Source organism: Desulfotruncus alcoholivorax DSM 16058, from assembly GCF_000430885.1.
Lineage (GTDB): Bacteria > Bacillota > Desulfotomaculia > Desulfotomaculales > Desulfallaceae > Desulfotruncus > Desulfotruncus alcoholivorax.
Map to the genome: position 1 here is coordinate 23449 of NZ_AUMW01000028.1, position 25635 is coordinate 49083.

Below are 25635 nucleotides of genomic sequence, written 5' to 3' on the forward strand. Positions count from 1 at the left end.
TGTTGCTTCTGACTCCTGTCTCCTAGCTCCTGATTTATTATTCTCAATGTTTATCATATAATGTGAACGATTACAATAAGACAGCCTTGTTTATGGAGAAAAAATGCAAATATTTTTCCAGCACCGGCACACCGGCAATTGATCCGGCCGCCCGGGCATAAAGCTCCAACTGAATCCTGTATCTGCCTGCGGCCTCCGTAATTTGACCCTCTGACAGCCTGTCGGTTTTGTAATCGATGATAACCAGGCCATCCTTTTCTACAAGCAGGCAATCAATAACACCCTGCAGCAAAATAATTTCCCCTGCCGGGATTTTCCCTGCCAGATCCGGATACAATTCAGCAGCTTCAATTCCCGTGGTAAAGGGCAGCTCACGCCACAGGCGTCCTTCCCACGCCGCACTGACCAGCCTTAGACCCAGCGGGGTTTTAAAAAACCGGGCAATTTGCTCCACCGGCACCAGCCTGCGCTGCTCGTCGCCAAGTATTTTCCGGTCAACCATGTTTTCCAGCTGCTTATCTATTCCGGTTTGATCCAAAGGCTGGTCAAACGACAGATTCTGCATGACCAGGTGCACCACCCGGCCCCTTTCGGAGCCGTCAAACCCGCTGCCGGTATAGAAGACCGGCAGGTTAAAGCCGGGTGGCAGCTCTGCCGCACCGGTTGCGCCCGAGTCCGGGGTTTTCCGGCCAGGGACGGGCAATTCCATCCCTGGTCCGGCTTCTGCCAAACCTTCTTCCGGTTCATCCTGCCTATGCCTCCATTCCGTAACTGTTACCTTAGAAGGCCGGCCGGCCAGTTCCAGATGGGGATACCGCCATAACAGCCGGTTTTGCAATTCCCCCGCTTCAAGCAGCTCTTTAGCTCCCCCGGGCCAAGTTTCTTCCTGCTGCCGCAGCCATTCCTCCGGCAGCGGCTCGAGGCGCCGCAGAAACCCCAGCCACGTTTCCGACTCCGGCTCCTCTCCCGGTTGATCAGTCTCCCGCAAGTATTTCAGTGTATCGGACGGCCACAGAAAAACCCTCCAGTCACCGGTACCTGCTGCGGCAGCCTCACCCGCCCGGCTGATCGTTCGATTGATCTTCTGGTTTATGGCCTTCATGGTTGCATGGCTCCACAGGGCCGGTCCCAGCCAGTCCACCGGTGTTTTGGCACCGGCCAGCAGCGGGGCGCTCAAAGGACCCTCCGCCGGAGCCGCCGAACCGCGCCTGGTCCATTCCTGCACCGCCTTGTCCAGATCTTTAATTGCCGCAGTTATAATCAGCTTCTCCCTGGCCCGGGTCAGGGCCACATACAGGAGGCGCATTTCCTCCGCCAGCGTTTCCAGCTGCACGCGCTGTTTGATTACCCTGTGCAATACCGTAGGATACTTAATTCCCCGCTCCAGATCAACTATTACCGGCCCGCACCCCAGCCGGCGGTGCAGCAGCGGGTTTTGGCGCAAATCCGAAAAATTGAAGCCCCGCCCCAGTCCCGCAACCACCACCACCGGAAACTCAAGCCCCTTGGACCTGTGTACGCTCATCAACCTGACCACATCTTCATTTTCACCCAAAGAACGGGCCGCATCCATATCGCCCCCGGTTTCCCGGACCTGCTCGACAAAACGGAGGAACCGGAACAGCCCGCGGTACACGGTCCCTTCAAACCGCCTGGCCCTGTCCACCAGTGCCCTAAGGTTGGCCTGCCGCGTAACCCCGCCTGGCATGGCCCCAACCAGGTCGCAATAACCCGTCTGGCGGTACAGTTCTTCCAACAGCTCGGCCGGGGAGGTGCGGGAGGCCAGGTCCCGCCAGCTGTCAAGCCGCTCAAGGAAACGGCTTAAGACATTCATTAACTCCCGGTCGGATTCACCCGCCCCGGAAGCAACCTGCCTCACCGCACTGTAGAAGTCTCCCCCGGGACAGGCTACACGTATTTCAGCCAGCCGGGCGGCATCCAGGCCGATAATGGGAGAGCGCAGCACCGCCGCCAGGGGAATATCACGGGCCGGGTTGTCAATAACCTGGAGTAAAGCGATTACGGTTTGTACTTCCGGCGCGTCGAAATACCCCCCGCCACCGTCCGCATAAGCAGGAATACCATACCGGCGGAACTCCTCAAGATAGATTCCGGCCCGGCCCCTGGGCGACCTCATCAATACAACTATGTCCCGCCAGGTAACCCGCCGCAGGCCGCCGGTTTCCCCTTCCTTCACCAGCCGGTAAACACGTTCCGCCACCCAGCGCGCTTCCAGCCGCACCAGGTCCAGTTCATCCAGAGCCTCAGCTTCGGCTAAAGACTCTTCTTCCGAGTCTTCCCCGCCCACCCTGGCTTGCTGTCCGCAGTGTTCCAGCAGGTGGATCTCCACCGGAGATTCCTCCACCTCTTTTCCTCCCTCTTCCCCCACATCTTCTCCGCAACCCTCATTTTCGCTGTCGCCGACGGGCCTGCCTGCGCCGGGATTGAGGCGGGCCCGGTCATCATAGGCCAGTTCGGCCACCTGCTCGTTCATGAGCCTGCCAAACAGATAATTAACCGTATTTAATATTTCAGGGCGGCTGCGAAAGTTTGAGCGCAAGTCCAGGCGCAAACCTTCTCCGCCGCCTGCAGCTTGATCATCAATATCCCCGAAACTGCGATAATAGTCGAGAAAGACTGTGGGGTCGGCCAGCCTGAACCTGTAGATGCTCTGCTTCACATCACCCACCAGAAAACGGTTATTTCTCCGGGATACCAGCCGCAGCACAGCCTCCTGGACTCCGTTGATGTCCTGGTACTCGTCCACCAGCACCTCGCTAAAATATTCTTGATACTCCAGGGCAACGCTGGACGGCAGCAGCGGGGCGGACGGGTCGCCGGGCGGCTCCACACCCCAATTGGATGCTTCGGCGTTTTGGGCCAAAACCGCCAGGGCAAAATGTTCAAGATCGGAAAAATCCACCACGGCCCGGTCCAACTTGTGATTCAAGTATACTTTTTTAAAACGCAAAGTCAAATCCGCCAGCACCCGCACCAGAGGGGCGGCCCGCAGTAGATCGCCAAGTATATCCCCGGTGGAACGGCTGAAGCAATCTTTGTATATTGCCGCCGACCTTTTTTTAACACCGTCGCGCAGCTCCTGTACCTTTTTCTTAATTTCCCCCAGGGACTCCCCTTGGCGAACCCTGGGCAGCGCGGGCCAGTTGATAAGCTGGCCCAGGGCCTCTTTAAGATCTTCAAACGGCCCGTCAACCAGCTGCAGCAGTTTGCGCACCCCTGCGGCATCCCCGGCCAGCCTGTCTGTATAGCCGGACGGCCCGCCCGGTCCGGCTGTCAGCCTCAGTGCCTGTTCCAGGTCATCACGCCAGTTTTCAAATTCCAGGCGCAGCATATCCCGCCAGTCCTTGATCCAGGTTTGTTCTTCCCAGGGCCGGGTGCCGGACTGTTCCAGCATTGCGGCCACACTGTTCAGCCACGCTGCCGGCCGGGGCATACTGTGGGCAAACTCATACAGGCGTAGAATTAACTGCACCAGTTCGCGGTCGTCTCCATGGCGCCCCGCCATGGTCCGGGCCAGCTGCAAAAACGGTGACTGCGGCGGTGCATCCCGGTGTTCTTCGTAGCAATTTTCCAACATCCCCTCAATAATTTCACTGCGCAGCATGGAGGCTTCGTTTTCATCCATTACCCGAAAACCCGGGTCCAGCTTCAAAAGGTAAAAGTGGCTCCTGATTACCTCGCTGCAAAAGGAGTGGAGCGTACCGATATTGGCCCGGGGCACCAGGAACAGCTGGCGCTGCAGCAGCTCACTGTCCGGCTGCTCCTGCAGGGCCCGGGCCAAAGCCGCACCAACCCTGTGGCGCATTTCCCCCGCGGCGGCATCGGTGAAAGTAACCACCAGTAATCTATCCAAATCCACCGGATTTTTCCGGTCCAGCAGCATTTGGATTATTCTTTCCACCAGCACTGCCGTTTTTCCGGAGCCGGCAGCAGCTGAAACCAGCAGGTTTCCATTCCTGGTCTCTATGGCCTTGCGCTGTTCACCGGTCCAGCGAATAGAAGTCAATACATACACCCCCTTTACGTCCGGCCTCATATTGGACGCGGCGCCTGAGTTCCTTGGCATCAAGGTTTACACTGCGAAAACGGTTTTCCGGCAGCCATAAATCAAACCGGCAGACCGGGCCATAGGCGCAAAAATCACAGGCCCCGGAATTACCAATTTTGAGCGGGGCGATATCAACCCGCCCTGCGGCTATGTCCTGCCCGATCATTTTTAGCAGCTGGCCCAGAGAGTCCATCAGCCGCTGGAACTCCTCCGGCGTGTATACCGAAGCCGCACTGCGGCCGGAAATACCGCCATCCTTGTTTAATGAGGCGGGGACCAGCAGGGAAGTGCAGCCCGGTCCCAGACCTTTGTCCAACAACCGGTACAGTTCAGCTCCGCAGTCGACCAATAAACCATTTAATTTAAATTGTTTTAACCATTCCCGTTCCAAATCAGAAACGGGCACATCCGGAACAGACAGGTTCAAAATAGGACGCTGCACTTTTAAATAGAAGGCCCCGGCAGGCTCAACTTTCTGACCGGAACGGGCGCAAAATGAGGCAAAGTATTTCAGGGCCACCTGCAAATACACCAGCAGTTGAAGCTGAGCCCCCGCCAGCACCCGGGGCAGCTCAAGTTTTTCCGGGCCGGACTTGTAATCGATAACCCTCAAATAATAACCTTCCTGTGCCGGCCCCAGATCCACCCTGTCGATACGGCCGCTTAAAGTTAACTTCACCCCGCCGGCCAGCTCCAGTTCCAGCGGCGGCAGCAGCAGTTCAGGCCAAAAAGGCGCCGGGCCGGTAATACTCCCGGCTTGCGACGGTATTTTTCCCCGCGGGCCAAAGTATACTTCCAGGGCTGCGGGACGAAAGCCGCTCTCCCTCATTTGCCTGGCCATAGCCAGGGCAGTATCATTCAAACGCTCCAGCAGGCGGTCTTTTTGCCGGCGCAAACGGGCGCTGCTCAATAAGATCCTGCCCTGCAGGCGGGGGGCCAGAGTATCTACAATTCCGGCGCAAATATCTTTGACCTGTTCGTCGTTTAGATTATCCCAGTGGGCGCCTGCACCGGTCACCTTCTCCACAAAAATTCGTAAAGCCTCGTGGTAGAACTGGCCGGTATCAGGAGGCGCCAGCCGGTAGACAGCCCTTTCTTCAAGCTGCAGCCCGTGGGCTAAAAAGTGCGCAAAGGGGCACCGGACGAACCGTTCCAAACGCGAAACGCTGCTGGCAAAATATTTTTGTTTACCATTGCCGCGGCTCCACAAACCAAGCGCCAGATCTTCGCCCAAAGGAGCTTCCGTGTTCCTGCGGGAAAGGCCGTTAACCAGCAGCTGGAGCTTTGGCCGCCACTCGTCCCTTTCAGCCAGCAGGTTGTAAAGCCTCCACCACGCCGGGTGGACCCGGCGCCCCCAGGCCGCTTCCCGCCAGCGCAGCGCAAGACGTGGCAGCAGCCCTGCCGGGTGTTCCATAAAATCCAGGTCGGCACGCCCTCCGGGAGGGTCTGCCGGCATCAATTCGGTTTCCAGCCCGGGGAAAAGTTCCCGGACACGCCTGATAACCATTGAAGGAGAAACGGCCCTGCCCTCATCGTCACCCAGGGGGTAGCTTAAATAAAGCGCCCCACCGGTGCGCGTAAGCGCCCGGTAAACCAGAAATTGTTCCTGGTACAGTCTGTCCCGGGTCCCCGGCGGCAGCTCCAGTTCTTTGGCGGCCAGCCGGCCGGAAAGCAGCTCCCGTTCCCGCTCGGTAAAGACACCGTACTTACGAATGGCGGCGGGCAGGACACCCTCGGTAAGTCCCGGAATGAAAAGAGCTTCCACATCGCGCGGGGGACGGGAGCGGTCCAGGCTGCCTATAGTAACAGCATCCAGCCCGGGCGGAATCATACCCAGGCTCAGCGCCTCAAAGCCCGCGTCCAGCACCGCGCCCCATTCAGCCACGGTCAGCCTGTCATTGCCCAGCACTTCGGCCAGTTCATCCAACAGCCCGTTGACCAGCCGCCAGACCTGAAGGTGCTGCCGCGCCAGGTCGGGACGCCCTGCATCAAGGGCAGCGTTGCTCCATTGATCCAACCGCCACGGAATACCAAGCTCCAAACATAAATCCACCAAAACACGGGACCAGTCCCGCCCGGTGATGCGGCCCGGTTGGCCGGAAGCCGCACCCCGGACCTTCAGCTGGGCGGCCCTTAATTCCTTTATCGCCCTCCGGCGCACAGCATCTATTTCAGCCAGTTCCGGCGGCATATCCTCCTCCGGTTTATCTTCCAACCAGTTGCGCCCGGGCAAATACCTCCACGGCTCTTCGCCATACCACCTGCTGCCCCTGATTCCCGCCGCCAGCACATAATTCTCCAGCCGGTCTGTTTCATCCCGGTTCAATGGCGCCAGGCCGGTTTTTAAATATCTGAACACGGGATCATAAGTCCAGCCCAACTGCCAGACTTCCACCGCCGACCTCAACAGTTCAACCAGTGGATGGTGCATTATGCTTTGCCTGTGATCAATAAAAAACGGTATTTCGTAATCCTCAAAAACCCGCTGAAACAGAGGAAAGTAAACATTAATGTCCCTTACCGCAACCATAATCCTACGGGGACGCAGACCGCCGTCCCTCATCAGCCTGCGGACTTTTCTGGCTATGCCTTCCACCTCGGCCCGGGTATTGACCGCAGCTGCGAGAAAAATCCGGTCAAGCTGCTCCTTATAAGAACGCACCGGGTAAGTAAAGAAACTTTTCTCCAGGTACGCCAGCTCCGGCGCGTTCTTAAAGCGCCAATTAGCGCCGGTAGCCCAAAAAACAGTTTCCACAGCCGCACCCGCACTGCGGGCCAGGCGGCAGAGCCTGTGATAGGTTTCTTTGGGCTTGACAAACGGGTGGTTCTCAGGCAGGCGCTTTTGGGTCGAAGCCTCATCCAGGCACAGCGTTATGGTAAGTTCCTTTGACTTAAGGAAAAGCGCTTTGATTACCTCATATTCCTGGGGGGTAAAGGAATTGAACCCGTCCACCCATACCCGGCATCCCTCCAGCATAGCTGAACCCGGTATTTGTCCGGCCAAAAGATTCAAGTAATCATCCGGATCTGTATACTTATCAGCCAGTTTTTCATTTACCCGGCGAAAAACCAGGCTGAAGTCCCTTAGTTTCATACCCAGTTGGCCGTCTTCCAGCCCGGCTGCCTCAATTAAATCCTCCGGGGAAAGCCGGCAGGTTTTTACCTCACCCACCAGTTCGGAAAGAGATGCCAGAAAACCATGCCGGTTTTGCATGGCACCCATCATCTCCAGGCTGCCTTTTTCCTCCAGCAAAATACCCTTGAGCATCATCCTTCGCCCCAGTTCACTAACCGGGAGCAGCGCGGCGCCGCCGGTTTCCCGCAGCACCCGGTGCGCAAAACGGCGAAAGCTATAAACCTGGGCCCGCATGCTGCCCCCGAACCGGGCCAGTTCCCGTTCCATTGAGAAAGTCTCCTGGGCGGGGACGATGAAAACCAGCGGCGGCCCCAGCGGGCTCTCCCGCAGTTTGGCAAATATTTCATCCAGGCAGCGGCGGGTCTTGCCAACTCCCGCACGCCCCAATAACAGACGCAGGGCCATAGTTACCCCCCCTTGCACTTCATCGCCATACCTTTGTCATTGCCGCTTCGCTTCACTACTTGCAACGACATGGTGGACGATTAAATTATACCGCTCTAACCGGCCAGTTATTTGTCCGGAGTTTTTTTAAATGAAAGTACTAAATTCAAAACTAGATCATAAAATATAAGCATGAACAACCAAACGGGGTGAGTTACAGATGGCTTCAAATCAGGTTCCGTGTGTTTCCGGCCGCTACAGGCGCGTCAAACCCGGCGACACCTTGTACACCATTGCCAAGGAAGCCGGTACAACAGTGGATACACTGATAAGGCTTAATCCCGGCATCGACCCCCTGAACCTGCAGGTCGGCCAGAAGATCTGTCTTCCCGAAATTGCCTGCGCTTCAGGGATTTATTGGGTTGTAGCCCCGGGCGACACGCTATATCTGATTGCCCGGTCAATAGGAACCACCGTCGACATATTATTAAAGTTAAACCCCGGTATCGACCCCTCCAACTTACAGGAAAACCAAACCATCTGCCTGCCGGAATAAAGCAATATATGTAACTGCTCAGGAGTCATAATAATTTTTGGGTACAATTCAAGTGGAATGCAGGAAATCCCTATTGAATTCTGACTACCTGAATAGTAACCAATATGTAAACAGTATAAGCCACCCGGTTGGATGGGTGGCTTTCATTTTTTTTCAATTAATTTAGAACGGAAAAAACCAATCACCCGTTATTAGCCCTCCAAATAATATAAAACGTAAGCCCTTTCCGGGTCCTGGCGGATCGTCTCCATCACGGAAGGGGATACCGAAATTTCACCTACAAAATTAAAATCAGCGTTAAGATCAAAGTCTTCCTCATCGGTTACCTTGTAGCATTCCAAAACAGCATTGGGGTCCTCTGTTTTTATGCCCAGTGACAAGTATTGCTTTTTTGCCTCGTCCGGGGAATCAGCAAAGATAATACGTGTATTGGTTGTATGTTTCATCCTTGATTTCCTCCTGTGTACTTTTAAACATTAAAATACACCCAATTTCTTCAAATCGCAACCCCCAAAAAAGAAAAATGCCCTGATCAGGCACTCGCAAATCTTCTTTTAATAAAGGCAACTATAAAAGCCAGTATAACTAAACTCATTTGCACATATCTCCTTACACTAAATACATCATTATGTTCAAACATTATATGCAACACCCCTGTAGATTGACACCCAAAGCCGGTTATTTTTATATCAGCACTGTTCAGCTATAACAATCTTTAATGGCCCCACCCCCTCTGCCTTCACCGATATGTTTATGAAATTATCCGAAAAGCAGGGCGATAAATCCAACTGATAGCTTAATAATCTACAGTTACTGTTCTTGTGCTATTGTTCCAACCCACCTTTGCCCCCAAATATTCGCCGACATAGCGCAAGGGAATCATGATGCGGTTGTTTTTCAACACCGGCTCAGTATCCATACTCCTTTGTCCACCGTTAACTGTAGCCAGTTTGCTGCCCACTACAAATTCCAGCTTAATTCCTGATTTAATAATTGTTGCTGTACTGGCATCAACGTCCCATTTTATTTCCGCCCCAAGCGCTTCAGTAACTGCCCGCAGGGGAATTACAGTCCGTCCGTTTTGATCAATATAGGGCGGGGAATCGAAAGTAACCGGTGAACCGTTTACCTTAATTACGATATCCCCGGTAACATCCCCCGGACCTGGCGAGTTATCAGGTCTGTATATAAGGTATTTTTTCCTTTCTTCTTTAAACTGGTTCAAGGCAGGCGTATACTTGGCCTCGATTTGCCGGGGCGTCAGGCCCTGCTCCAGGTACAGGCCGATTTTATTTGTACCCATAATTTTATCAAACATCACCTTGTCCTTGCCCTCGATGCTTTTAGGGACCTGGAAGTTGTTCAGTGAGTGGGCGTAGGCCAGCACATAAAACCCAGTCCTGGCAGGGTTAAAGGTTCTGGGGTCCGTTATATCCAACCGGACGCCACCCCGCTGGCCCCTTTGCTCAGGAATAAATTTCACTCCGGGTAATCCCGACCCGTTAAGCAAATCGGCAAATTTCCGAGCATCTATGCCACTGCCGCCAACCCACTTAAAATAATCCTGCTGGCCGATTCCTGTTCCCTCCCCCAACCCCGTCGCCATATAACAGCGCGCTGAATACAAATCGGGCAGCATCGGAGAAGTTTGTACCCAGGTCAGCCCCGTATCTTCAAAGATCATGTTCCTGTTATAGCCCTGCATTGGCACAACAACCAGATTTGCTCCAATTTTTCGGTTAAAGAACTTGGCCAGTTCACCGGCAGTCATCCCGTGGGCCATGGGTAAGTTATCCACTCCGACAAAGGTTTCATAACCTTTTTCCAGCACAGGCCCGTCAACGATATTCCCGCCAACGGGGTTGGGCCGGTCCAGAACAATAATTTGTTTGCCGTATTTTTGCGCCGCAACCATGCAGTAATTCAAGGTAGACATATAGGTATAGGTCCTGGAGCCAATGTCCTGAATGTCAAAAACCAGTGCGTCTATACCCTGCAGCATATCTTCAGTAGGCATCCTGGTGGATCCATACAGGCTGTAAACCGGTATGCCAAGCTGCGGGTGGGTGTATGACTTCACATACCGGCCGGCGCTGGCTTTACCGTCAAGGCCGTGTTCCGGAGCAAAAAGCGCAATTAACCGGGTTGAAGCATCTCCCGCCAGCACATCTATCGTGCTTTCCCCACGACTGTTGACACCGGTCTGGTTGGTCACCAGGCCAATTTTCTTGCCCTCAATAAGCTGGTGGTATTGGGGACTAACCATCAACATTTCGTCCCCCAGTTTGAACCCTGGCGCCGTCGCCGCACAGGCGATACCGGAACAAACCAGAAACAAAACAGCAGACAGCAGGGTCAGCAGTATTTTTTTCATAATTCTCCTCCCCAAGCAATTATTTGATCTATTAATTATGACGCAATATTTGATGGAAAGTTCCCTTATAAAGCCTGTATAATGCTATTCTCATCTATTTGTAGAACTTATAGTTTTAATATGTGAAAACCCCATCTACCAGAGGGCGATGGGGTTTTATTAAGCAATTTCCTTGATATATTGTGGGGGAAATCCTAGCCCCCGCTGGTTAAATGTATTACCTTTACATCGTCACCATCATTAATTAACGCGGTTTCATATTGGGCTTGTGGTATAAATTTTCCGTTAATCTGCACTACTATGGAAGGAAATGTATAATTCTTCTTTTGCAGCAGCTTTGTAACAGTCAGGTTTTTTTCCCATTCAAAATTCCTTCCATTAACTTTAATCATTACATCCACCCCTGTATACCACAACTATAAGCTTTTCTGAACAACTTCAACAACCTCGGGCAGGTCAATGCCTAACTTTTGCAGTGTTTCGAGTTTGGGAATGCCGTTTGGGGTCCAACCCCTTCTTTCATATACTGCGTCAACCAGTTTTTCATACTGGGCTTCACGATATTCCCTAAGCGCTTTAAGTTTTTCTTCCGTGGACTTACCTTCGGTTTCCATGCCAAGCAGTTCCTTTAACTGGCTGTCATATCTGTCCTGCCTTGATTCATACTCTTCAACCGTAACCGGGCCCACGGAGCGATAAGGAATTTTGTCATGCTCCCTGGTGCCAAAGCCCATTTTGATATTGAATACTTTCTGGAAATTATAGACCCTTTCGGACTGGAGAATCATTTCTTTTTTGTCAATGTTTTTACCGGTTACCGCATTGAAAATGTCTACATAGTTTTGTACGTGTTCCGGTATTTTGGCCGGCTCATCGGTTTGGGCGTTGTTTTCGGGTACAATGTCGTTCCAGGGCAGCTTGCACAGGCCGACCAGGCCCAGCCAGGTTCTAAACATGGGGAAATAATGCAATGCTTCAGCTTTATTTTCAAAGGTGGGTAATTGGTTGTTGACCATGTCCATGAAGATCAGCCAGGCCTCATCGTGCTGCGGTCCTTTGTTGGCCATGCCGAAACCGCCCTGCTGGACCAGGGACTCTTTGCTTACATATTCAGCGTATTCCAGGCCTTTGACTTCCATACCGATATCGTTCAGGAAAGCGGCACCCGCGCCGTATTCTCTTACAAATAGCTCTTTGCACTTCCTGACGCCCAAACCGGCTATCCTGCCGAACCCTTCTCCCCTGGCCATCTGGTGTAATAATTCCATAGCTGCGTCTTGATTGCCGAATCTCAAATCCAAGCCGCCGGTTATTTGCCGGTTAATTATGCCGTTTTCATAACATTCCATCAGGAATGCGGTCGTGGTGCCAAAGGATATGGTATCCACGCCATAGGTGTCGCAGTAAAAGTTGGCCTCTATAATAAATTGTGGATCAAAAATACCGCAGTTTGACCCAACCCCGGCGATGGTTTCATATTCGGGGGCGTCGGTGACCACTTTTTGCCCTTTATAGGGGCCTGTTTTCAATTCGTAGTCACAAATAACTTTACTGCAGGACAGCGTGCATCCATACCAGCACCCGTCAGCCTTGCCGATATTGAAGTTTTCTATCCATTTGGGCGCCGCTATTTTATTTCCATCTGGATGTGAGCCATACTTGAAGTTGCATACAGGCAATAAATCATAGTCATTCATTATTTTTACCAGGTAAGTGGTTCCCCTTACCCGCATCTGGCATTGTTTATCATCGCCGGCGTGGATTTCCTTGTGCATCTTGATGCCGGTTTTGGCAAGCGCGGCAAAGTCTGCCGGGTTATTTAAATTACCTTTGACACCTTTGAACTTGACAACTATTGCTTTAACTTTCTTGTCCCTTAAGACGGTACCGATACCGCCCCTGCCGGCCTGCTTTAACCGGACAGCCTTTCTTCTGGTGTCATATAAGGAAAAGTTCAACATACCGTATAAAATATGCTCTGCAGCCGCCCCGGTGGAAACAACGGAGATATTTCTTTTATCTTCCGGGGTGTCAGCATAGATTTCATACAGCTGTTCAACCAGCAGGTGGCTATCCAAAGCCTCTTCGGGTGCTTCCTCTATTCTTATAATACCGGCATTGCCGTCAATAAATATAACCACGTCTTTTTCAGCCTTGCCCTGCAGCTCCAGGGCGTCCCAGCCGGAAAACTTCAACAGCGGCCCGAAATGCCCGCCGACATTGCTGTCCATAACCGACCCGGTGAGGGGTGACAGGCTGACCACCAGCGATTTGCCCGCTCCGGGATACTGGGTTATGCCGCCCACCGGCCCGGGCGAGATAATTATTTCATTTTCCGGGTCATTCCATTTTGTTTCCGGGGTTACCGCATTCCATAAGTACCACAGCCCGAAACCCCTGCCGCCGGTAAATTTTTCTTTCATCATCTCGGTGACCGGCTTTGCTTCAATTTTATTTTCAGAAACGTTGATATATAATGATTTGTTGGCATAGCCTTTATCCAGTTTGCCCGGCGTGTATTTAAATTCAGCCAGTAATTTATGAGCTGCCTTTATTTTTTCAACGTTCACCCATTTCGCCTCCTTATTTTAAAAATTGCGAGCGCAGCGAAGCAATCACCGACCCCAAAGCGATGGTGTATCCCCTTACTATGGAGTGTAAATTGCCACGTCGCTTCGCTCCCTGCAATGACATGGACTACTCTTCTATGCTGATCGCCCCGGACGGGCATTCCTTGGCGCATAAGCCGCAGGCAATGCATTTATAAGGTTCGATATAATCGCTATGGTGGAACATGGCGGCTTCGGGGCAAAAGCCGACACAGGCGAAGCAGCCTGCACAGAGGTTTTTCTTAATTCTTACGACACCGTTTTTGTCCCTGTAAATTGCTTCAGCGGGGCAAAGATCTATGCATTCGCCGCATTGGGTACAGGTGGTTATTTTAGATTTTCCATTTGCTGTTTCAATTCTAATACAGGCTTTTTCCCTGTTCTCTTCTTTGAAGTAGGTTTTGGAACAAACCAGTTCACAGGTCCCACATGCTGTGCATGAATCTTCTTTTGTTACTAATTTTTTCAAAATTTACTCACCTCCAAATATTCAATACACATATCTTTTGCCTATAAATTAAAGGACTTCGCCTAGACAAGAACAAAGGGAAGCCACTTCAAAGTGATGCTTGATATCATAATATTAATAATAGTTCATTGTTACTGTCCTGAAAAAACTTTAACATGATACCCAAGCTGGTTCTCTCATTCTGACTCCTGACTTCTGACTCCAGTTTACTATACAACTGACGGTTCAACGTATAGATTACCGCTGGCAAAACGTTGAAAACCATACATATCTATGGGGTATTCATGCTCCTTACCCAGCATTACTTCGGCCATTAACTTGCCCACCACCGGCGCGACCATAAAGCCGTGGCCGGAAAAACCGGCAGCGACGTAGAAACCGGGCACTTCAGCCACCGCCCCGAGAATTTGGGTTTTATCCGGGGTTAAATCATATAGACCGGCCCACTGGCGCACCACGCGCAATTCTTTAAGCACCGGCAGGATAAAAGTAATCTTGGCGGCCATTTCCTGCATAAAATGCCACGTGGAATCAGTGTTGTAATCTTTAATTTCATTGGGGTCACCCAATCCCATCACAAACCCGCCGTGCGGCACCTGCTGGCAGTAGATACCGTGATAGAAGGACATTACCATCGGGCCTTGCAATGGCTCCACCGGCTCAGTAACCAGTATTTGGTGGCGCTCCGGGTAAACAGGAATATCCACTCCCACCATGCGGCCCAGTTCCCTGGTATAAGAACCGGCGCAACTAATAACCATAGGTGCTTCAATAGTGCCGGCGGTTGTTTCGACCCCTTTAATTTTATCCCCGTACTTTAACAGGTTGGTCACCCTGGTATATGTCAGAATTTCGACACCCAGGCGTTTGGCTGCCCCAGCATAAGCGTCCGTTGCTTTAAAAGGATTGCAATGGCCGTCTTTCTCACAGAAAGTTGCGCCGTGTAAACCCTGTATATTTAAATGCGGCACTATTTCCCTGGCTTCTTCCGGGGTTACCCAGCGGGACGGGATACCCAACTTGTGCTGCAGACCAAGATTTTTGTGAAATTGTTCAACCATTTTTTCGTTATAGGCCAGCAACAGGTAGCCGCTTTGTTTAAATTCTATACTGTCATTATATTCCAATTCTTCTTCCAGGCTTTCAAACATACGGATACTGTCACGGGACAACAGACAGTTGGGCTCGGTTCCCCATTGCATGCGCACCCCGGCGCCGCAGCGGCCTGTGGCTCCACTGGCCAAATATTTTTCTTCCACCAGCACAACATTTTTGCAGCCCAGTTTAGCCAGGTTATAGGCAGTGGCGCACCCGATAATCCCTCCACCGATAACTATCGCTTCAGCGGTTTTAGTCATCGCACTCACCTCCGGCCAATACTCCCAGCTTGACCGGGGCGGTCGGGGGGCGGAAAGTGGTAAGCGGCACCTCCGACAGAGGCTTACCCGTAACGGCGGCTATTTCCCGAATTATCAGCGGTGTACAGGTACGTCCCTGGCACGGCCCCATGCCCACACGCAATAATCTTTTTAACTGTTCCAGATCAGTTATACCCTTATCAATATATTCGCGAATCTTTTCCAGAGTAATATCTTCGCAACGGCAGACAACAGTTACGTCTTTTCGCTCCTTTTGCTCTTTTTGATTGCTGCAGTCACATTCCGCCATCTACCGCACCTCCCTAATTTTAAAATGGCGCACTTCCATGGACAAATCTTTGGGCACGGACAACCAGACAACGCTGGTACCATCCAACTTTGCGCCGCTCTGCACCTTTTCAACCCGGGCTTCCCCCACTACTTTGCCGGCCCGGTTCACAGCATCCACCACATCACCTTCATTAGGCAGCGGTAAAAATTCATAAGGCAGTTTTACCAGGGCCTCTGTTTCGCCATATGTATGATCAATAACAAAAATGGCCAAACCGGGGCAGCGCATCAGGCACATGCCGCAGCCGTTGCATTGATCATGGTCAACCTGCGGCCGGTCATTGATATCGGCAAAGGGTTTGATGGCCTGCCGCTTACAACTGTGGTAACATGGGTCGCATGGTATATTTTGAAAACATTCAGCCACAGCCACAGGCCCTCTGGCCAATCTTTCCGCGGTGGGCCTTACCCGGGCCAAATCCTCTGCAGTGGGTATACCATTTTGTGCTAACACCACGATTCCTCCCTTCCTTATGCCAGGCCCGCTTTTACTAATCCATTGCGTATTTTCTCACCAACAGGGCCTGATCTTAATTCTGCCAATTCTTTGATGATGTTATCACGCTGTTGGGCAAAATCAGGCGCATCATAGCCCAGTGCTTTGGCAGCGTTCAAGCCTGCCAGCGCCCCCTCCATCATGGCTGCAGACGCTTCTTCAATACCGCTTACATCGCCGGCGACATATATACCCGGTACGGAAGTTTCCAACAGCTCATTTCTCAGCGGTACGTGCCCGCCCAGTTCAGGCACAAACCTCATCCGGCATCCCGCCTGCCACAGCAACTCGGTGAGCGGGCTTAATCCAACAGACAAACAGATTACATCTACGTCCAAATCTTTTTCGGATCCCGGAACCGGCTGCCACTTCCCATCCAACCGGATAATGGTAGCACCTTCTACTTCCTTTTCACCCCAGGCCCGCTTGATCGTATGGCCGGTGTATATCGGCACGCCGGCACGCACAACCTTGGAGGCATGTACCCAATAAGCGCCAATCGCGGGGGCTGCTTCAATTATGGCGGCCACTTCCACTCCCGCCTGCAGCAACTGGTAACTAACAATTACGCCGATGTTCCCGGCACCGACCATTAAAACCCTGTTCCCGGGCTTCACACCGTAAACGTTAACCAGGGTTTGTACGGCACCCGCCCCGTAAATACCGGGCAGGTCATTATTGGGGAAGGCCAGGCTTTTCTCCGCTCCGCCGGTAGCCATAATTATTTTCTGGGGCTTTATTTTTAAGTACTGTTCATTTTGTTCAACAGTGATGACACCGTCTTTATAATAGCCGAGGACCGTCGCCCCGGTTAATACTGTAATTCTTTCCTCATTTTGCACAGCAGCGGCAAGTTCCCGGGCAATATTGATGCCCCGCTCCGATGCCCGCTGCTGTTTTGAACCAAAAAAGCGGTGCGTTTGTTTAATTAATTGACCACCCAGATAGTCATTACGGTCGATTAATGTTACAGCCGCACCCAGGGCGGCAGCTTTTAGGGCTGCGGTTAAGCCGGCCGGCCCGCCCCCAACGATACAAATCTCAGTTTGTTTCACTTCAATTCACCCTTCCCTCTCTGGGTTTGCACGCGAATACCCGCGCGTAATTTTTCCACGCAAACCCGGACATTAGGTTTCCCATCAACCACCATCAGGCAGGATGAGCAATTACCTATGTTGCAGAAGAGACCCCTTGGACGGTGCAGGTGAATACTTTCTCTCATTGTACGTATACCGTTTGCATGCAGTGCAGCAGCAATAGTTTCACCTTCGTAACCTTCCAGCTCCAGATCATTGTAATAAAACTTCACCTTGGCACCCTTCTGAAAGTTTAAAATGGGATGTTCTGTTACCCGCATTAAGCCATTGCCTCCTTATTATTCAGCGCTTCGGAAGTAACAAAATTTATTCCAAAAAACAATCCCCAAGTGGTTAACAAAAAATTACCCGACACACAGCTATTTTAATACGCAAATAGCGTTCCAAAAGAAAAAGCCTGCCTGCGCAAGCTTTTGATTGTTTGATTCAGTATACAAACGTCAGTTTTTTGTACACTTCGACATTTTTCCGACACTTTTGAACAATAAGGCTACATCAGGCCCAGCTGATGCATTTTATAATATAAAGTGCTGCGGGGTATCCCCAACATACGGGCCGCCTGCGAGCGGTTGCCATTGGTTTGTTTTAGCGCGCGGCTAATTATATCCCGCTCAGTTTGCTCGGTTACCGACACCAATCCCGCCTGGTAAGGCAGTTTATGCTTGGAGCTCTGTTTCAGAGCAGCCGGAATACATTCCGCGGTGATAACCTCACCGTCGGCCATAATTACCATCCGCTCAATGGAGTTTTTCATTTCCCGCACATTCCCGGGCCAGGGATATGCCAGTAGCGCTGCCATCGCTTCCGGATCCAGCCTGGTTATGCGCTTACCGTATAACTGGCTGTACTCCCGAATAAACTGGTAAACCAATTCAGGAATATCCTCGCGCCTCTCCCTTAAAGGTGGTACTTCCAAAGATACCACATTTAAACGGTAATATAAATCCTCCCTAAAAAGCCCATTTGTAAGCATTTCTTCCAAATTGCGATTGGTCGCGGCAACAATCCGCACATCTACCCTAATAGGGGCAGCCCCCCCCACCCTGCGGAAAACCTGGTCCTGCAGTACTCTTAGCAGCTTAACCTGCAAACCAGTCGGGAGCTCTGCCACTTCATCCAGGAACAGCGTACCGCCATTGGCATTTTCAAAAAAACCGGCTTTTCCATGCCTGCTGGCACCGGTAAATGCCCCGGCCTCGTAGCCGAATACCTCACTCTCAAATAATGTTGGCGGTATGGCGGCACAGTTGACCACCACAAAAGGCTTGTCCGCACGGTTGCTGGCCTCGTGAATGGCCCTGGCAAACAACTCTTTGCCTGTACCGCTCTCGCCCCTAATAAGCACTGCCGCGTGAGTTACAGCAACTTTCTTGGCAATACTAATCAGTTCTTTTAATTTATGATGGTGCCCTTTGATCCGGGCAAAGGGGTTGTGGCCACCGGTAATTCTTTTAATTTCCTTTTGCAATTTATGTACCTGGCTGCTGGCCTGGCTGAGTTTTTGGTTTAGCTCGACCACTTCGGTAATATCGCGCTCCGAGGATACACCGCCAACCACCTGGTCGCCAACTTTGACCGGATTGGCACTGATTAATACATGCGTACCGGCACAAGGCTGGTGATACATCGCACGTACTCCCTGACGCTCTTTAAATACCTTGGTCACCATTAAATTGGAAAAATATTCTCCAATATTATTGCCGACAATTTTTTCAGCACTTATATCATATAAGGCTTCCGCCCGGTGATTCCAATGAGTAACCACATCTTGGTCATTAATTATGGTTATAGCTTCTTCAACGGTATTCAATACAGCTTCCAGCCTGGCATGGGTTATTCTATAACGGTCAATCAACTCGGCAAGCAGCACGTCCAAAAGTAAAATGCCCAGCACTTTATTTTTTTCATCAATGGCAATTAACGAATAAACCCGTAAATCATTCATATAAGTAAAAATATCTTCTTTTAAGGATTTTTTATCAATGATCAAAAAATCCTTGCTCATAATTTCACTGATGCTTGCATTGGGGTCAATATCAACATTAAACAGCTTTTGCCGGTCGATAACGCCAACAATCTCTTTTTTTTTAACTATTACCAAAAAAGACGGCCCGGTAACTTGTTTTTTTTCCAGGATAACTCTCCCTTGGCCGGCTGAAATATCCGGAGCGACTTCCACAAAATTGCGGCACAGCATATCAGCTACAGTCAAAAAACCAGTTTGACTCATATTATCCCCCACGTTCCAGCTTTCAGCCATTTAATTGCTTATTTAATTATACCAGAAATTATTTTTTTAAGCATTGGGGCTAAAAACCAACTGCGCAGGGGTAGGCTTGCTTTCCTCAGCGCATTGCGGTAGTATAGTATGCAGACCGGTTCTACCTGTTTTAATTGATACAATTACCATCATTGAGGGAACAATTTATTAAGAGAACATAGTGAACAATCATCCATCTGGGGGAGTAAACCCGGGTGGTTGATTTATTTTAACAGCTTGTTCCAATCTGTCTGCAAATACTCAATTTGACACAATTAAATAACTAACTACAGCTACATTATTGTCAAGGAGAGATTAAAATTTTACATGAATAATTATACTGGCGATTTCACCGGTTCTGCACCTTCACTATCACAATCACGCCGATTGTGGATGGCTATCGTATTGGGTGCATTGTCTGCTTTTGGGCCGCTATCTATCGACATGTATTTACCTTCCCTGCCTTCTTTGGCCAAGGACCTGTCCGCCGGCGCATCGCTGACCCAGCTCAGCCTGACAGCTTGCCTGCTGGGGATTGCATTGGGCCAAGTACTTGCCGGTTCACAAAGCGACGTGCGCGGTCGACGTATCCCCTTAATGGTTGGACTGATTACCTTTTTTGTTTCATCACTGCTCTGTGCCATTAGCCCTTCCATCTGGAGATTGATTTTACTGAGATTTATCCAGGGTTTGGCAGGCTCCGCAGGGATTGTAATTTCCCGCGCCATCGTTAGAGATCTATACTCCGGCACAGAGATGACTAAATTTTTTGCCCTGTTAATGTTAGTCAATGGTGTGGGTCCAATCCTTGCGCCGATTATAGGCGGACAGCTATTACAACTCACCACTTGGCGAGGTGTTTTTATCGTATTGAGTATAGTCGGTATAGTCATGCTCCTGGCAGTGCTATTCGGCTTACCTGAAACATTACCTGTGCAGCTCCGCTCTAAGGCCGGCATCACCAACACTTTATCCACCTATCGTAGCCTGGTTAGTGACCCCGTTTTTATGGGCTATGCTCTGCCCCAAGGCCTTGTAGTTGCTGCCATGTTTGCCTATATTTCCGGTTCGCCCTTTGTTATTCAAGACATCTTCGGTGCCTCCCCGCAGCTGTTTAGCATCTTCTTTGCCATCAACGGCCTCGGCATCATCATCGCCGGCCAAATTACCGGTAGACTGGCCGGCCGAATTAGTGTCGCCAAATTATTCGTCATTGGTCTAGGTATGGCTTCAATTGGCAGCGTTAGCCTACTGATCATGATTCTTATAGGAGCAGGACTCTCCGGTATCCTGCCCACCTTGTTTGTAGTTGTGTCCAGCGTTGGGATCGTAGGCACCGCAGGTTCTTCACTGGCTATGGAAAATTATGGCCACTCGGCAGGTAGTGCCGCGGCACTGCTTGGTTTGCTTTCGTTCATCTTTGGAGCATTTGTGGCCCCACTCGTAGGTCTTGGCGGTAGAAGCACAGCGGTACCGATGGGAGTGGTCATCGCAGTTGCCGACGTTGGCTCGCTTGTCTTTTACGCCGTCCTTAAACGGTATAGATAATTAAGTTTTTATTTTCTTGAGCAATATTTCAAGATTTTTAAAAGCGCACAAATAACCGGTTTATACCACAGCAATATTCTGTACTGGCAGACATGCCGGGTGAACACAAAATAAAGACCCCTTGGGGTCTTTATAGCGTTTAATTGTTATCATTTAACTATTATCATTCAGCTTTTTATCTTATAATTTTACCGAATTCCTGTTAACCGCCATGATGTTCCAACGCAAACCACCAATGAAAATCGGTAGAACAACAACTTCCATTATCTATAACCCAGTCTTTTGCAGGTTTCAAGCAGCAAAGTGGTATCCAAGTTGATTTACATACTAACTTATACCAACCGGCATATCTATGCATACTGCAGTTCCCTTGCCTCCGTTGCTGCGAAGTTTTATTTTGCCGCCATGAGACTCAACTATCCTTTCACATACCGTTAGCCCCAGACCAACTCCACTGGACTTGTTGCTGACAAAAGGATCAAATATGGTTTCTTTAATTTTGGCGTCTACACCAATGCCGTTATCTTCCAAAATAACGTAAACCCGCCCCTGATTTTCAGTAGTGATTATGCGCAACCTGCCCCCGCCCGGCATGGCGTCAAGCGCATTTTCAATGACATTTCCAAATACAGTATGCATTTTTTCCCGGTCTACATATACTTTGGGCAACGAAGAATAATCTTTGATAATCACAACATCAGGGTCCATTATCGGCCCCAGCGTTTTAATGACCTCATCCATTAGATCATTGATATCAACCCATTCCCGTCGCAAATGCAAGTCACCTGAAAGGTTCAATAAAATCTGCACCGTCTTTTCCATTCTTTTAATAGAACAGTCCATCTGTTCAAGGTCCTGCTGGGCCATAACCCCCGAGGTAAAATTTCTGGCCAGCGAATAAAAGGACATTTTTAAACCTGATAGAGGGTTTCTTAATTCCTTGGCCATTACCGAAGAAACTGATCCCAATAACTGCATTTGCCGGTCATCGCTACCGCCTCTTAATTTAGCCGTATTATTATCCTTGGCCTTACGGCCGTTGCCTGAAACAGCCAAACCATCAAGCTGCCAGCTAATCTTTTTAATTTTAATATTTCTAATTGCGGGAGAAAGCAAATTAGCAACAATTTCCAGTATTTGCATATCTTTATCGCTAAAATCCCCATCCTCCGGCTTGCGTCCAAGATGAATGCTGCCTAAAATCTGGTGTCCATCCCGAATTGGAGCCCCAGCGGTATACAATATACCCATTGGCTCGAGAACCTGAACGTAAAAAGGATGTTTCTTGATTTGTTCCAATGTAAAAACTTGGGAGGACCTCCATGGTCTTCCAGTGCCCTTTATTTTTTTCAGCAAGTAATTTGTCCCCGCCCGGTTGCTCAAATTTGTCAAAGCACTGTCTTCAACGCCTACTCCTGCTTTTAGGTTAAACCTGCTCTTTTCATTAATATACAAAGATCCTATTTCATAAGTTAATATTCCTGACAGGTAGGCGTGTATCGTTTCAAACATATTCCTTAATGGTAAGCTTGACGTTATAACCCTGCTGATCTCCAGCAGGGTAGACAGCTCCCCGGGTGAAAGTCCGGCATTTTTTCCAGACAACTTAACCACCCTCACCACGCAATAGTATGCAGTTTTAACTTTATCATTGCATTTCACATGGAGAGGTGTCAACAAAACGTCAGCGAACGGTCACATACTTACCCCTTTTGGCTTTTAGCAAGAATAAAACGCTGGGAGCCACCGGACCTCCCGCAGATTATTTCATCATTTGCTGGTGCCGCGCTAGCGTCTTGGGGGGCTGGCCGGCTGAAATCAGGTTTTTTTGTCTACGTACGGATTCCACCAACATTAGCCTGAATATTTTAACCACCATATCGGTATTAAGGTTGTTTTTACGGGCCTGTTCCTTTACCCGGCGCATAATTTCCGCCTCACGGGCTTGATCAAATACCTCACATGTACCCTTTTTAAAATCTGCTATCCGATCCACCAGCCTCTGGCGCATAGTAAACAAGTACAATATTTCATCATCAACAAGGTCAATTTTTTCCCTTAATTGATGTATATTGGAATAGCCTGATTCCTTATCCTTACCCTGTTGATAGTTTTCAAAACCCTCGCAGGCGGGGTAACACCCCAGAAATTTCATCCATAAGGTATTATCGTTAATGGCTTCTATTGCTTCTGCCACCACCGGGTCGTCCACTCGCCCGGCCAGGTCTATAAAGAAAATATAGTCTCCTAATTTGCTGCCCGCGGGCCTGGACTCAATGCGGGTAAGGTTAATGGCCCGCAAAGAAAATTCTCTCAATATCCGGGATAGCGCGCCGGGTTGATCAAGAACAGCCAGCGCCAGTGATGTCTTTGACGGGACGGTCAAATTCATCTTATCCTTGCTTATCACAAAAAACCTGGTAACGTTATCATTATTGCTTTGAATGTCCGAACTTAATAATTCTAACTCGTAGGCCGCCGCCGCATTTTCAGAGCCAATAGCCGCCACGGCAGGCGGCCCATTGGCAACTGCCAGAGCTGCCGCCGCCGTACTGGCAGCCTCCACCAGCTGCGCGCCGGGCAAATGCTCGGCAATAAATCTTCTACACTGGGCCAGCGCCTGGGGGTGAGAATAAACTTTTTCAATCCCGTCCAGAACAGCTCCGGGTCGGGCCAAGAGGTGGTGGCGCACCGGAAGCAAAAGCTCGGCATTAACATATATGCCTTCGCAAGACAGTAATAAATCCAGTGTTTCACCAACGGAACCTTCAGTTGAATTTTCCACCGGCACTACCCCCATATCCAATAAACCGTCCCCAATTTGTTGAAATACAGACGACAGGCTGTAGCAGCAAACCGGTTCGCACCCGTGCCCGGCTGCATAACGTAACGCCACTGTATGAGAGTAAGTTCCCTCTGGCCCAAGGTAACCAAGCTTAGTCATAATTAACGCCCCCTTTACAGCGTCCTGCCCACTGCAGCAGCCAGCGGCCGAAGTCCAGCCATTAGTGAATCAAACTCAACAGGGTGAAGTGACTGCGGCCCGTCACAGAGCGCCACCTGCGGGTCCGGGTGCACCTCGACAATAAGTCCGTCGGCACCGGCAGCCAGGGCTGCCCTGGACATAGGTCCCACCAGTTCCCGCTTGCCTGTTGCGTGGCTGGGGTCAACAATAACGGGCAAGTGCGTTAAAGTTTTAGCCAGAGCTACCGCACTTAGATCCAGCGTGTTCCTGGTGCTGTTTTCAAAAGTACGGATACCTCGTTCACAAAGTATTACATTTTCATTGCCCGAAGTAATTATATATTCAGCCGCCATCAGCCACTCCTCCACCGTCGCTGATAATCCCCTTTTAAGCAGAACCGGCTTATTTACTTTCCCTGCCAATTGCAGCAGCCGGAAATTCTGCATATTCCTGGCGCCGATTTGAATCATATCGACGTAATTGACCGCCATATTGAGACTTGCCTCGTCAATAACTTCGGTTACCGTGGCCAGGCCTGTTTCTTCCCCGGCCTCGGCCAAAAGACGCAGGCCCTCTTCCTCCAAGCCCTGGAAGCTATATGGTGATGTCCTGGGCTTGTAGGCCCCGCCACGCAGTATAGCGGCACCGGACTTGTAAACCGCCCGTGCAGCAGTAACCAGTTGATCTTTACTTTCTACCGCACAGGGTCCCGCTATAACGACCAGTCTCTGGCCACCGATCTCCAGGTGTCCTACCTTTATCACTGAATTTTCTTCTTTGTACTCCCGGCTAACCAGCTTGTAAGGTTTCATTACCCGCATCACTTTCTCTACTCCCGGCAGCGCTTCAATACTAGCCATCGCAACGGAACGTTTGTCTCCCACCGCGCCAATCACTATTCTTTTGACGCCTTTAATCATATGGGTCTGGAATCCTCTATTATGCAGCCATTCGTTGACCCTGTCAATTTGCTCCTGAGCAGAATTTAATTTCATCACTACAACCATAACAATCCCTCCATAAAATATAATAACCCGCCACTCATCCCTGGCAGGGACGAAAGTGACGGGTTGCTTCCGCGGTACCACCCTGTTTGACCCGACATAATATCGAGTCCGCTTGATCCAAGGTACGGGAAATATTTACACCCCGGCAAACACAAAAACCTCTCATCCCAGGGACGAGAGGCTAAGCCACCGCGTTACCACCCCGGTTGACCCGCATTAAAATACGGGACCACCTCGGCTGAAAGTACGGGAATAATATTCCGATACCCCCTTCCTTGTAACGTGGGAAGAACACGTCCTGACCTACTTGCCCGGTGAGGGTTTCAGCCGGCTTCTCCGAGGAGAACTTCAGCCGGTCATGACCCGAGAATGCTTCCAGTCGACGACATTCTCTCCCTGGGGGCCTGTTTCCTGCCTACTTTTCCTCTTCATCAAATTTAAATAAACTATTGTTGTGCATTAATATAGCATGTTGCAAAAAAATTTGCAAGTTTAAAATATATGGGTATGGTAAAATAAACTGAATGAAGCTAACAAGCTCGACGATTTTCGGTTTCCTTGGAAAATTAATCAAAAAATTCACAAGATCAATGAATTTAATTCTGCAGGAGGTAACAATGACAGATAGGTTCTTCCGCACTTTTGGTGCAAGGAAACCAAGCAACTCCTTCTTGGTCCATTATCACCTTTGTAGTTCGATATATTCCTAAATAGAGCAATTACCTATAGATTGCTAATGTATACTTAATAGGACAATGCTGGTCTTCTTAACGTTATTATGCTAAAATTCTTCCATGAACGAAATATTGAATACCCAAGAACGGCAAATAACTGCTGAAGACATCCAGTTCATTAAAGAACTAATGGACGCTAACCCCTCTTGGCTGCGCACTCGACTATCCAAAGAGATTTGTGCTCTTTGGGACTGGCGAAATGCAAAAGGTCAGTTGAAGGAT

18 protein-coding genes are annotated in these 25635 nt (G+C 50.1%); 2 read left to right on the forward strand and 16 right to left on the reverse strand.

Translation table 11 applies throughout. The features are described 5' to 3' along the window. Positions 1-70 precede the first annotated feature (70 nt). Positions 71-4027: a helicase-exonuclease AddAB subunit AddA gene (gene addA, locus H569_RS0113700; RefSeq protein WP_027365461.1), complete on the reverse strand. Its 3957-nt coding sequence runs from the start codon at positions 4025-4027 to the stop codon at positions 71-73. Continuing rightward, on the reverse strand, positions 4002-7610 hold the full coding sequence (gene addB / locus H569_RS20420) for a helicase-exonuclease AddAB subunit AddB (protein WP_051273661.1): 3609 nt from the start codon (positions 7608-7610) through the stop codon (positions 4002-4004). The genes addA and addB overlap by 26 nt, the downstream gene beginning before the upstream one ends. 199 nt (positions 7611-7809) lie before the next feature. On the opposite strand from addB, the gene H569_RS0113710 reads away from it, so the two are divergent. Continuing rightward, entirely contained in the window at positions 7810-8145 is a 336-nt protein-coding gene (locus H569_RS0113710) for a LysM peptidoglycan-binding domain-containing protein (protein ID WP_027365462.1), read from the forward strand. A 191-nt stretch (positions 8146-8336) separates the two neighbouring features. Here H569_RS0113710 and H569_RS0113715 read toward each other — a convergent pair whose 3' ends face one another. The 11 genes from H569_RS0113715 to H569_RS0113765 all read right to left on the reverse strand — a co-directional run bounded on the left by H569_RS0113715 (position 8337) and on the right by H569_RS0113765 (position 19129). Continuing rightward, on the reverse strand, positions 8337-8591 hold the full coding sequence (locus H569_RS0113715; RefSeq protein WP_027365463.1) for a hypothetical protein: 255 nt from the start codon (positions 8589-8591) through the stop codon (positions 8337-8339). Positions 8592-8941: 350 nt separating this feature from the next. Beyond that, positions 8942-10519: an exo-beta-N-acetylmuramidase NamZ domain-containing protein gene (locus H569_RS20425; RefSeq protein WP_034630719.1), complete on the reverse strand. Its 1578-nt coding sequence runs from the start codon at positions 10517-10519 to the stop codon at positions 8942-8944. A 194-nt stretch (positions 10520-10713) separates the two neighbouring features. Next, entirely contained in the window at positions 10714-10911 is a 198-nt protein-coding gene (thiS, locus tag H569_RS0113725; protein WP_027365464.1) for a sulfur carrier protein ThiS, read from the reverse strand. A 24-nt stretch (positions 10912-10935) separates the two neighbouring features. Next, complete coding sequence (locus H569_RS0113730) at positions 10936-13089, reverse strand: aldehyde ferredoxin oxidoreductase family protein (RefSeq protein ID WP_027365465.1); 2154 nt, start codon at positions 13087-13089, stop codon at positions 10936-10938. A gap of 127 nt (positions 13090-13216) precedes the next feature. Further along, positions 13217-13597 carry a 4Fe-4S dicluster domain-containing protein gene (locus H569_RS0113735; protein ID WP_027365466.1) on the reverse strand — a complete coding sequence of 127 codons (381 nt, stop codon included), beginning with the start codon at positions 13595-13597 and terminating at the stop codon, positions 13217-13219. 209 nt (positions 13598-13806) lie between these two features. Then, positions 13807-14955 carry an NAD(P)/FAD-dependent oxidoreductase gene (locus H569_RS0113740; protein ID WP_027365467.1) on the reverse strand — a complete coding sequence of 383 codons (1149 nt, stop codon included), beginning with the start codon at positions 14953-14955 and terminating at the stop codon, positions 13807-13809. Then, entirely contained in the window at positions 14948-15265 is a 318-nt protein-coding gene (locus H569_RS0113745) for a (2Fe-2S)-binding protein (protein ID WP_027365468.1), read from the reverse strand. Before H569_RS0113745 ends, H569_RS0113740 begins: the two co-directional genes overlap by 8 nt. Then, the gene (locus tag H569_RS0113750) at positions 15266-15760 is read right to left on the reverse strand and encodes a 4Fe-4S binding protein (RefSeq protein WP_027365469.1); all 495 of its coding nucleotides are present in this window, start codon (positions 15758-15760) and stop codon (positions 15266-15268) included. A 17-nt stretch (positions 15761-15777) separates the two neighbouring features. After that, positions 15778-16857, reverse strand: coding sequence for an NAD(P)/FAD-dependent oxidoreductase (locus tag H569_RS0113755; RefSeq protein ID WP_027365470.1), 1080 nt, complete (start codon positions 16855-16857; stop codon positions 15778-15780). Next, positions 16854-17159: a (2Fe-2S)-binding protein gene (locus H569_RS0113760; RefSeq protein ID WP_027365471.1), complete on the reverse strand. Its 306-nt coding sequence runs from the start codon at positions 17157-17159 to the stop codon at positions 16854-16856. The genes H569_RS0113755 and H569_RS0113760 overlap by 4 nt, the downstream gene beginning before the upstream one ends. 230 nt (positions 17160-17389) lie before the next feature. Beyond that, positions 17390-19129 (reverse strand): sigma-54-dependent Fis family transcriptional regulator, encoded by a 1740-nt coding sequence (locus H569_RS0113765; RefSeq protein WP_034630722.1) that lies wholly within the window; start codon positions 19127-19129, stop codon positions 17390-17392. A gap of 423 nt (positions 19130-19552) precedes the next feature. Here H569_RS0113765 and H569_RS0113770 point away from each other — a divergent pair, with 423 nt between their 5' ends. Continuing rightward, entirely contained in the window at positions 19553-20707 is a 1155-nt protein-coding gene (locus tag H569_RS0113770; RefSeq protein WP_207637564.1) for a multidrug effflux MFS transporter, read from the forward strand. A 327-nt stretch (positions 20708-21034) separates the two neighbouring features. Here H569_RS0113770 and H569_RS0113775 read toward each other — a convergent pair whose 3' ends face one another. The 3 genes from H569_RS0113775 to aroF all read right to left on the reverse strand — a co-directional run bounded on the left by H569_RS0113775 (position 21035) and on the right by aroF (position 24679). Continuing rightward, complete coding sequence (locus tag H569_RS0113775; RefSeq protein ID WP_027365474.1) at positions 21035-22312, reverse strand: GAF domain-containing sensor histidine kinase; 1278 nt, start codon at positions 22310-22312, stop codon at positions 21035-21037. A gap of 157 nt (positions 22313-22469) precedes the next feature. Then, entirely contained in the window at positions 22470-23651 is a 1182-nt protein-coding gene (gene pheA, locus H569_RS20430) for a prephenate dehydratase (protein ID WP_051273662.1), read from the reverse strand. Between the two features lie 14 nt (positions 23652-23665). Further along, the gene (gene aroF, locus H569_RS0113785) at positions 23666-24679 is read right to left on the reverse strand and encodes a 3-deoxy-7-phosphoheptulonate synthase (protein WP_027365475.1); all 1014 of its coding nucleotides are present in this window, start codon (positions 24677-24679) and stop codon (positions 23666-23668) included. Positions 24680-25635 lie beyond the last annotated feature (956 nt).

Excerpts from the sequence above, each read along its gene's own strand:
- addB (WP_051273661.1), bottom strand. The coding sequence starts at position 7,610 with ATGGCCCTGCGTCTGTTATTGGGGCGTGCGGGAGTTGGCAAGACCCGC.
- H569_RS0113710 (WP_027365462.1), top strand. The coding sequence starts at position 7,810 with ATGGCTTCAAATCAGGTTCCGTGTGTTTCCGGCCGCTACAGGCGCGTC.
- H569_RS0113715 (WP_027365463.1), bottom strand. The coding sequence starts at position 8,591 with ATGAAACATACAACCAATACACGTATTATCTTTGCTGATTCCCCGGAC.
- H569_RS20425 (WP_034630719.1), bottom strand. The coding sequence starts at position 10,519 with ATGAAAAAAATACTGCTGACCCTGCTGTCTGCTGTTTTGTTTCTGGTT.
- thiS (WP_027365464.1), bottom strand. The coding sequence starts at position 10,911 with ATGATTAAAGTTAATGGAAGGAATTTTGAATGGGAAAAAAACCTGACT.
- H569_RS0113740 (WP_027365467.1), bottom strand. The coding sequence starts at position 14,955 with ATGACTAAAACCGCTGAAGCGATAGTTATCGGTGGAGGGATTATCGGG.
- H569_RS0113745 (WP_027365468.1), bottom strand. The coding sequence starts at position 15,265 with ATGGCGGAATGTGACTGCAGCAATCAAAAAGAGCAAAAGGAGCGAAAA.
- H569_RS0113760 (WP_027365471.1), bottom strand. The coding sequence starts at position 17,159 with ATGCGGGTAACAGAACATCCCATTTTAAACTTTCAGAAGGGTGCCAAG.
- H569_RS0113765 (WP_034630722.1), bottom strand. The coding sequence starts at position 19,129 with ATGAGTCAAACTGGTTTTTTGACTGTAGCTGATATGCTGTGCCGCAAT.
- H569_RS0113770 (WP_207637564.1), top strand. The coding sequence starts at position 19,553 with ATGGCTATCGTATTGGGTGCATTGTCTGCTTTTGGGCCGCTATCTATC.
- pheA (WP_051273662.1), bottom strand. The coding sequence starts at position 23,651 with ATGACTAAGCTTGGTTACCTTGGGCCAGAGGGAACTTACTCTCATACA.
- aroF (WP_027365475.1), bottom strand. The coding sequence starts at position 24,679 with ATGGTTGTAGTGATGAAATTAAATTCTGCTCAGGAGCAAATTGACAGG.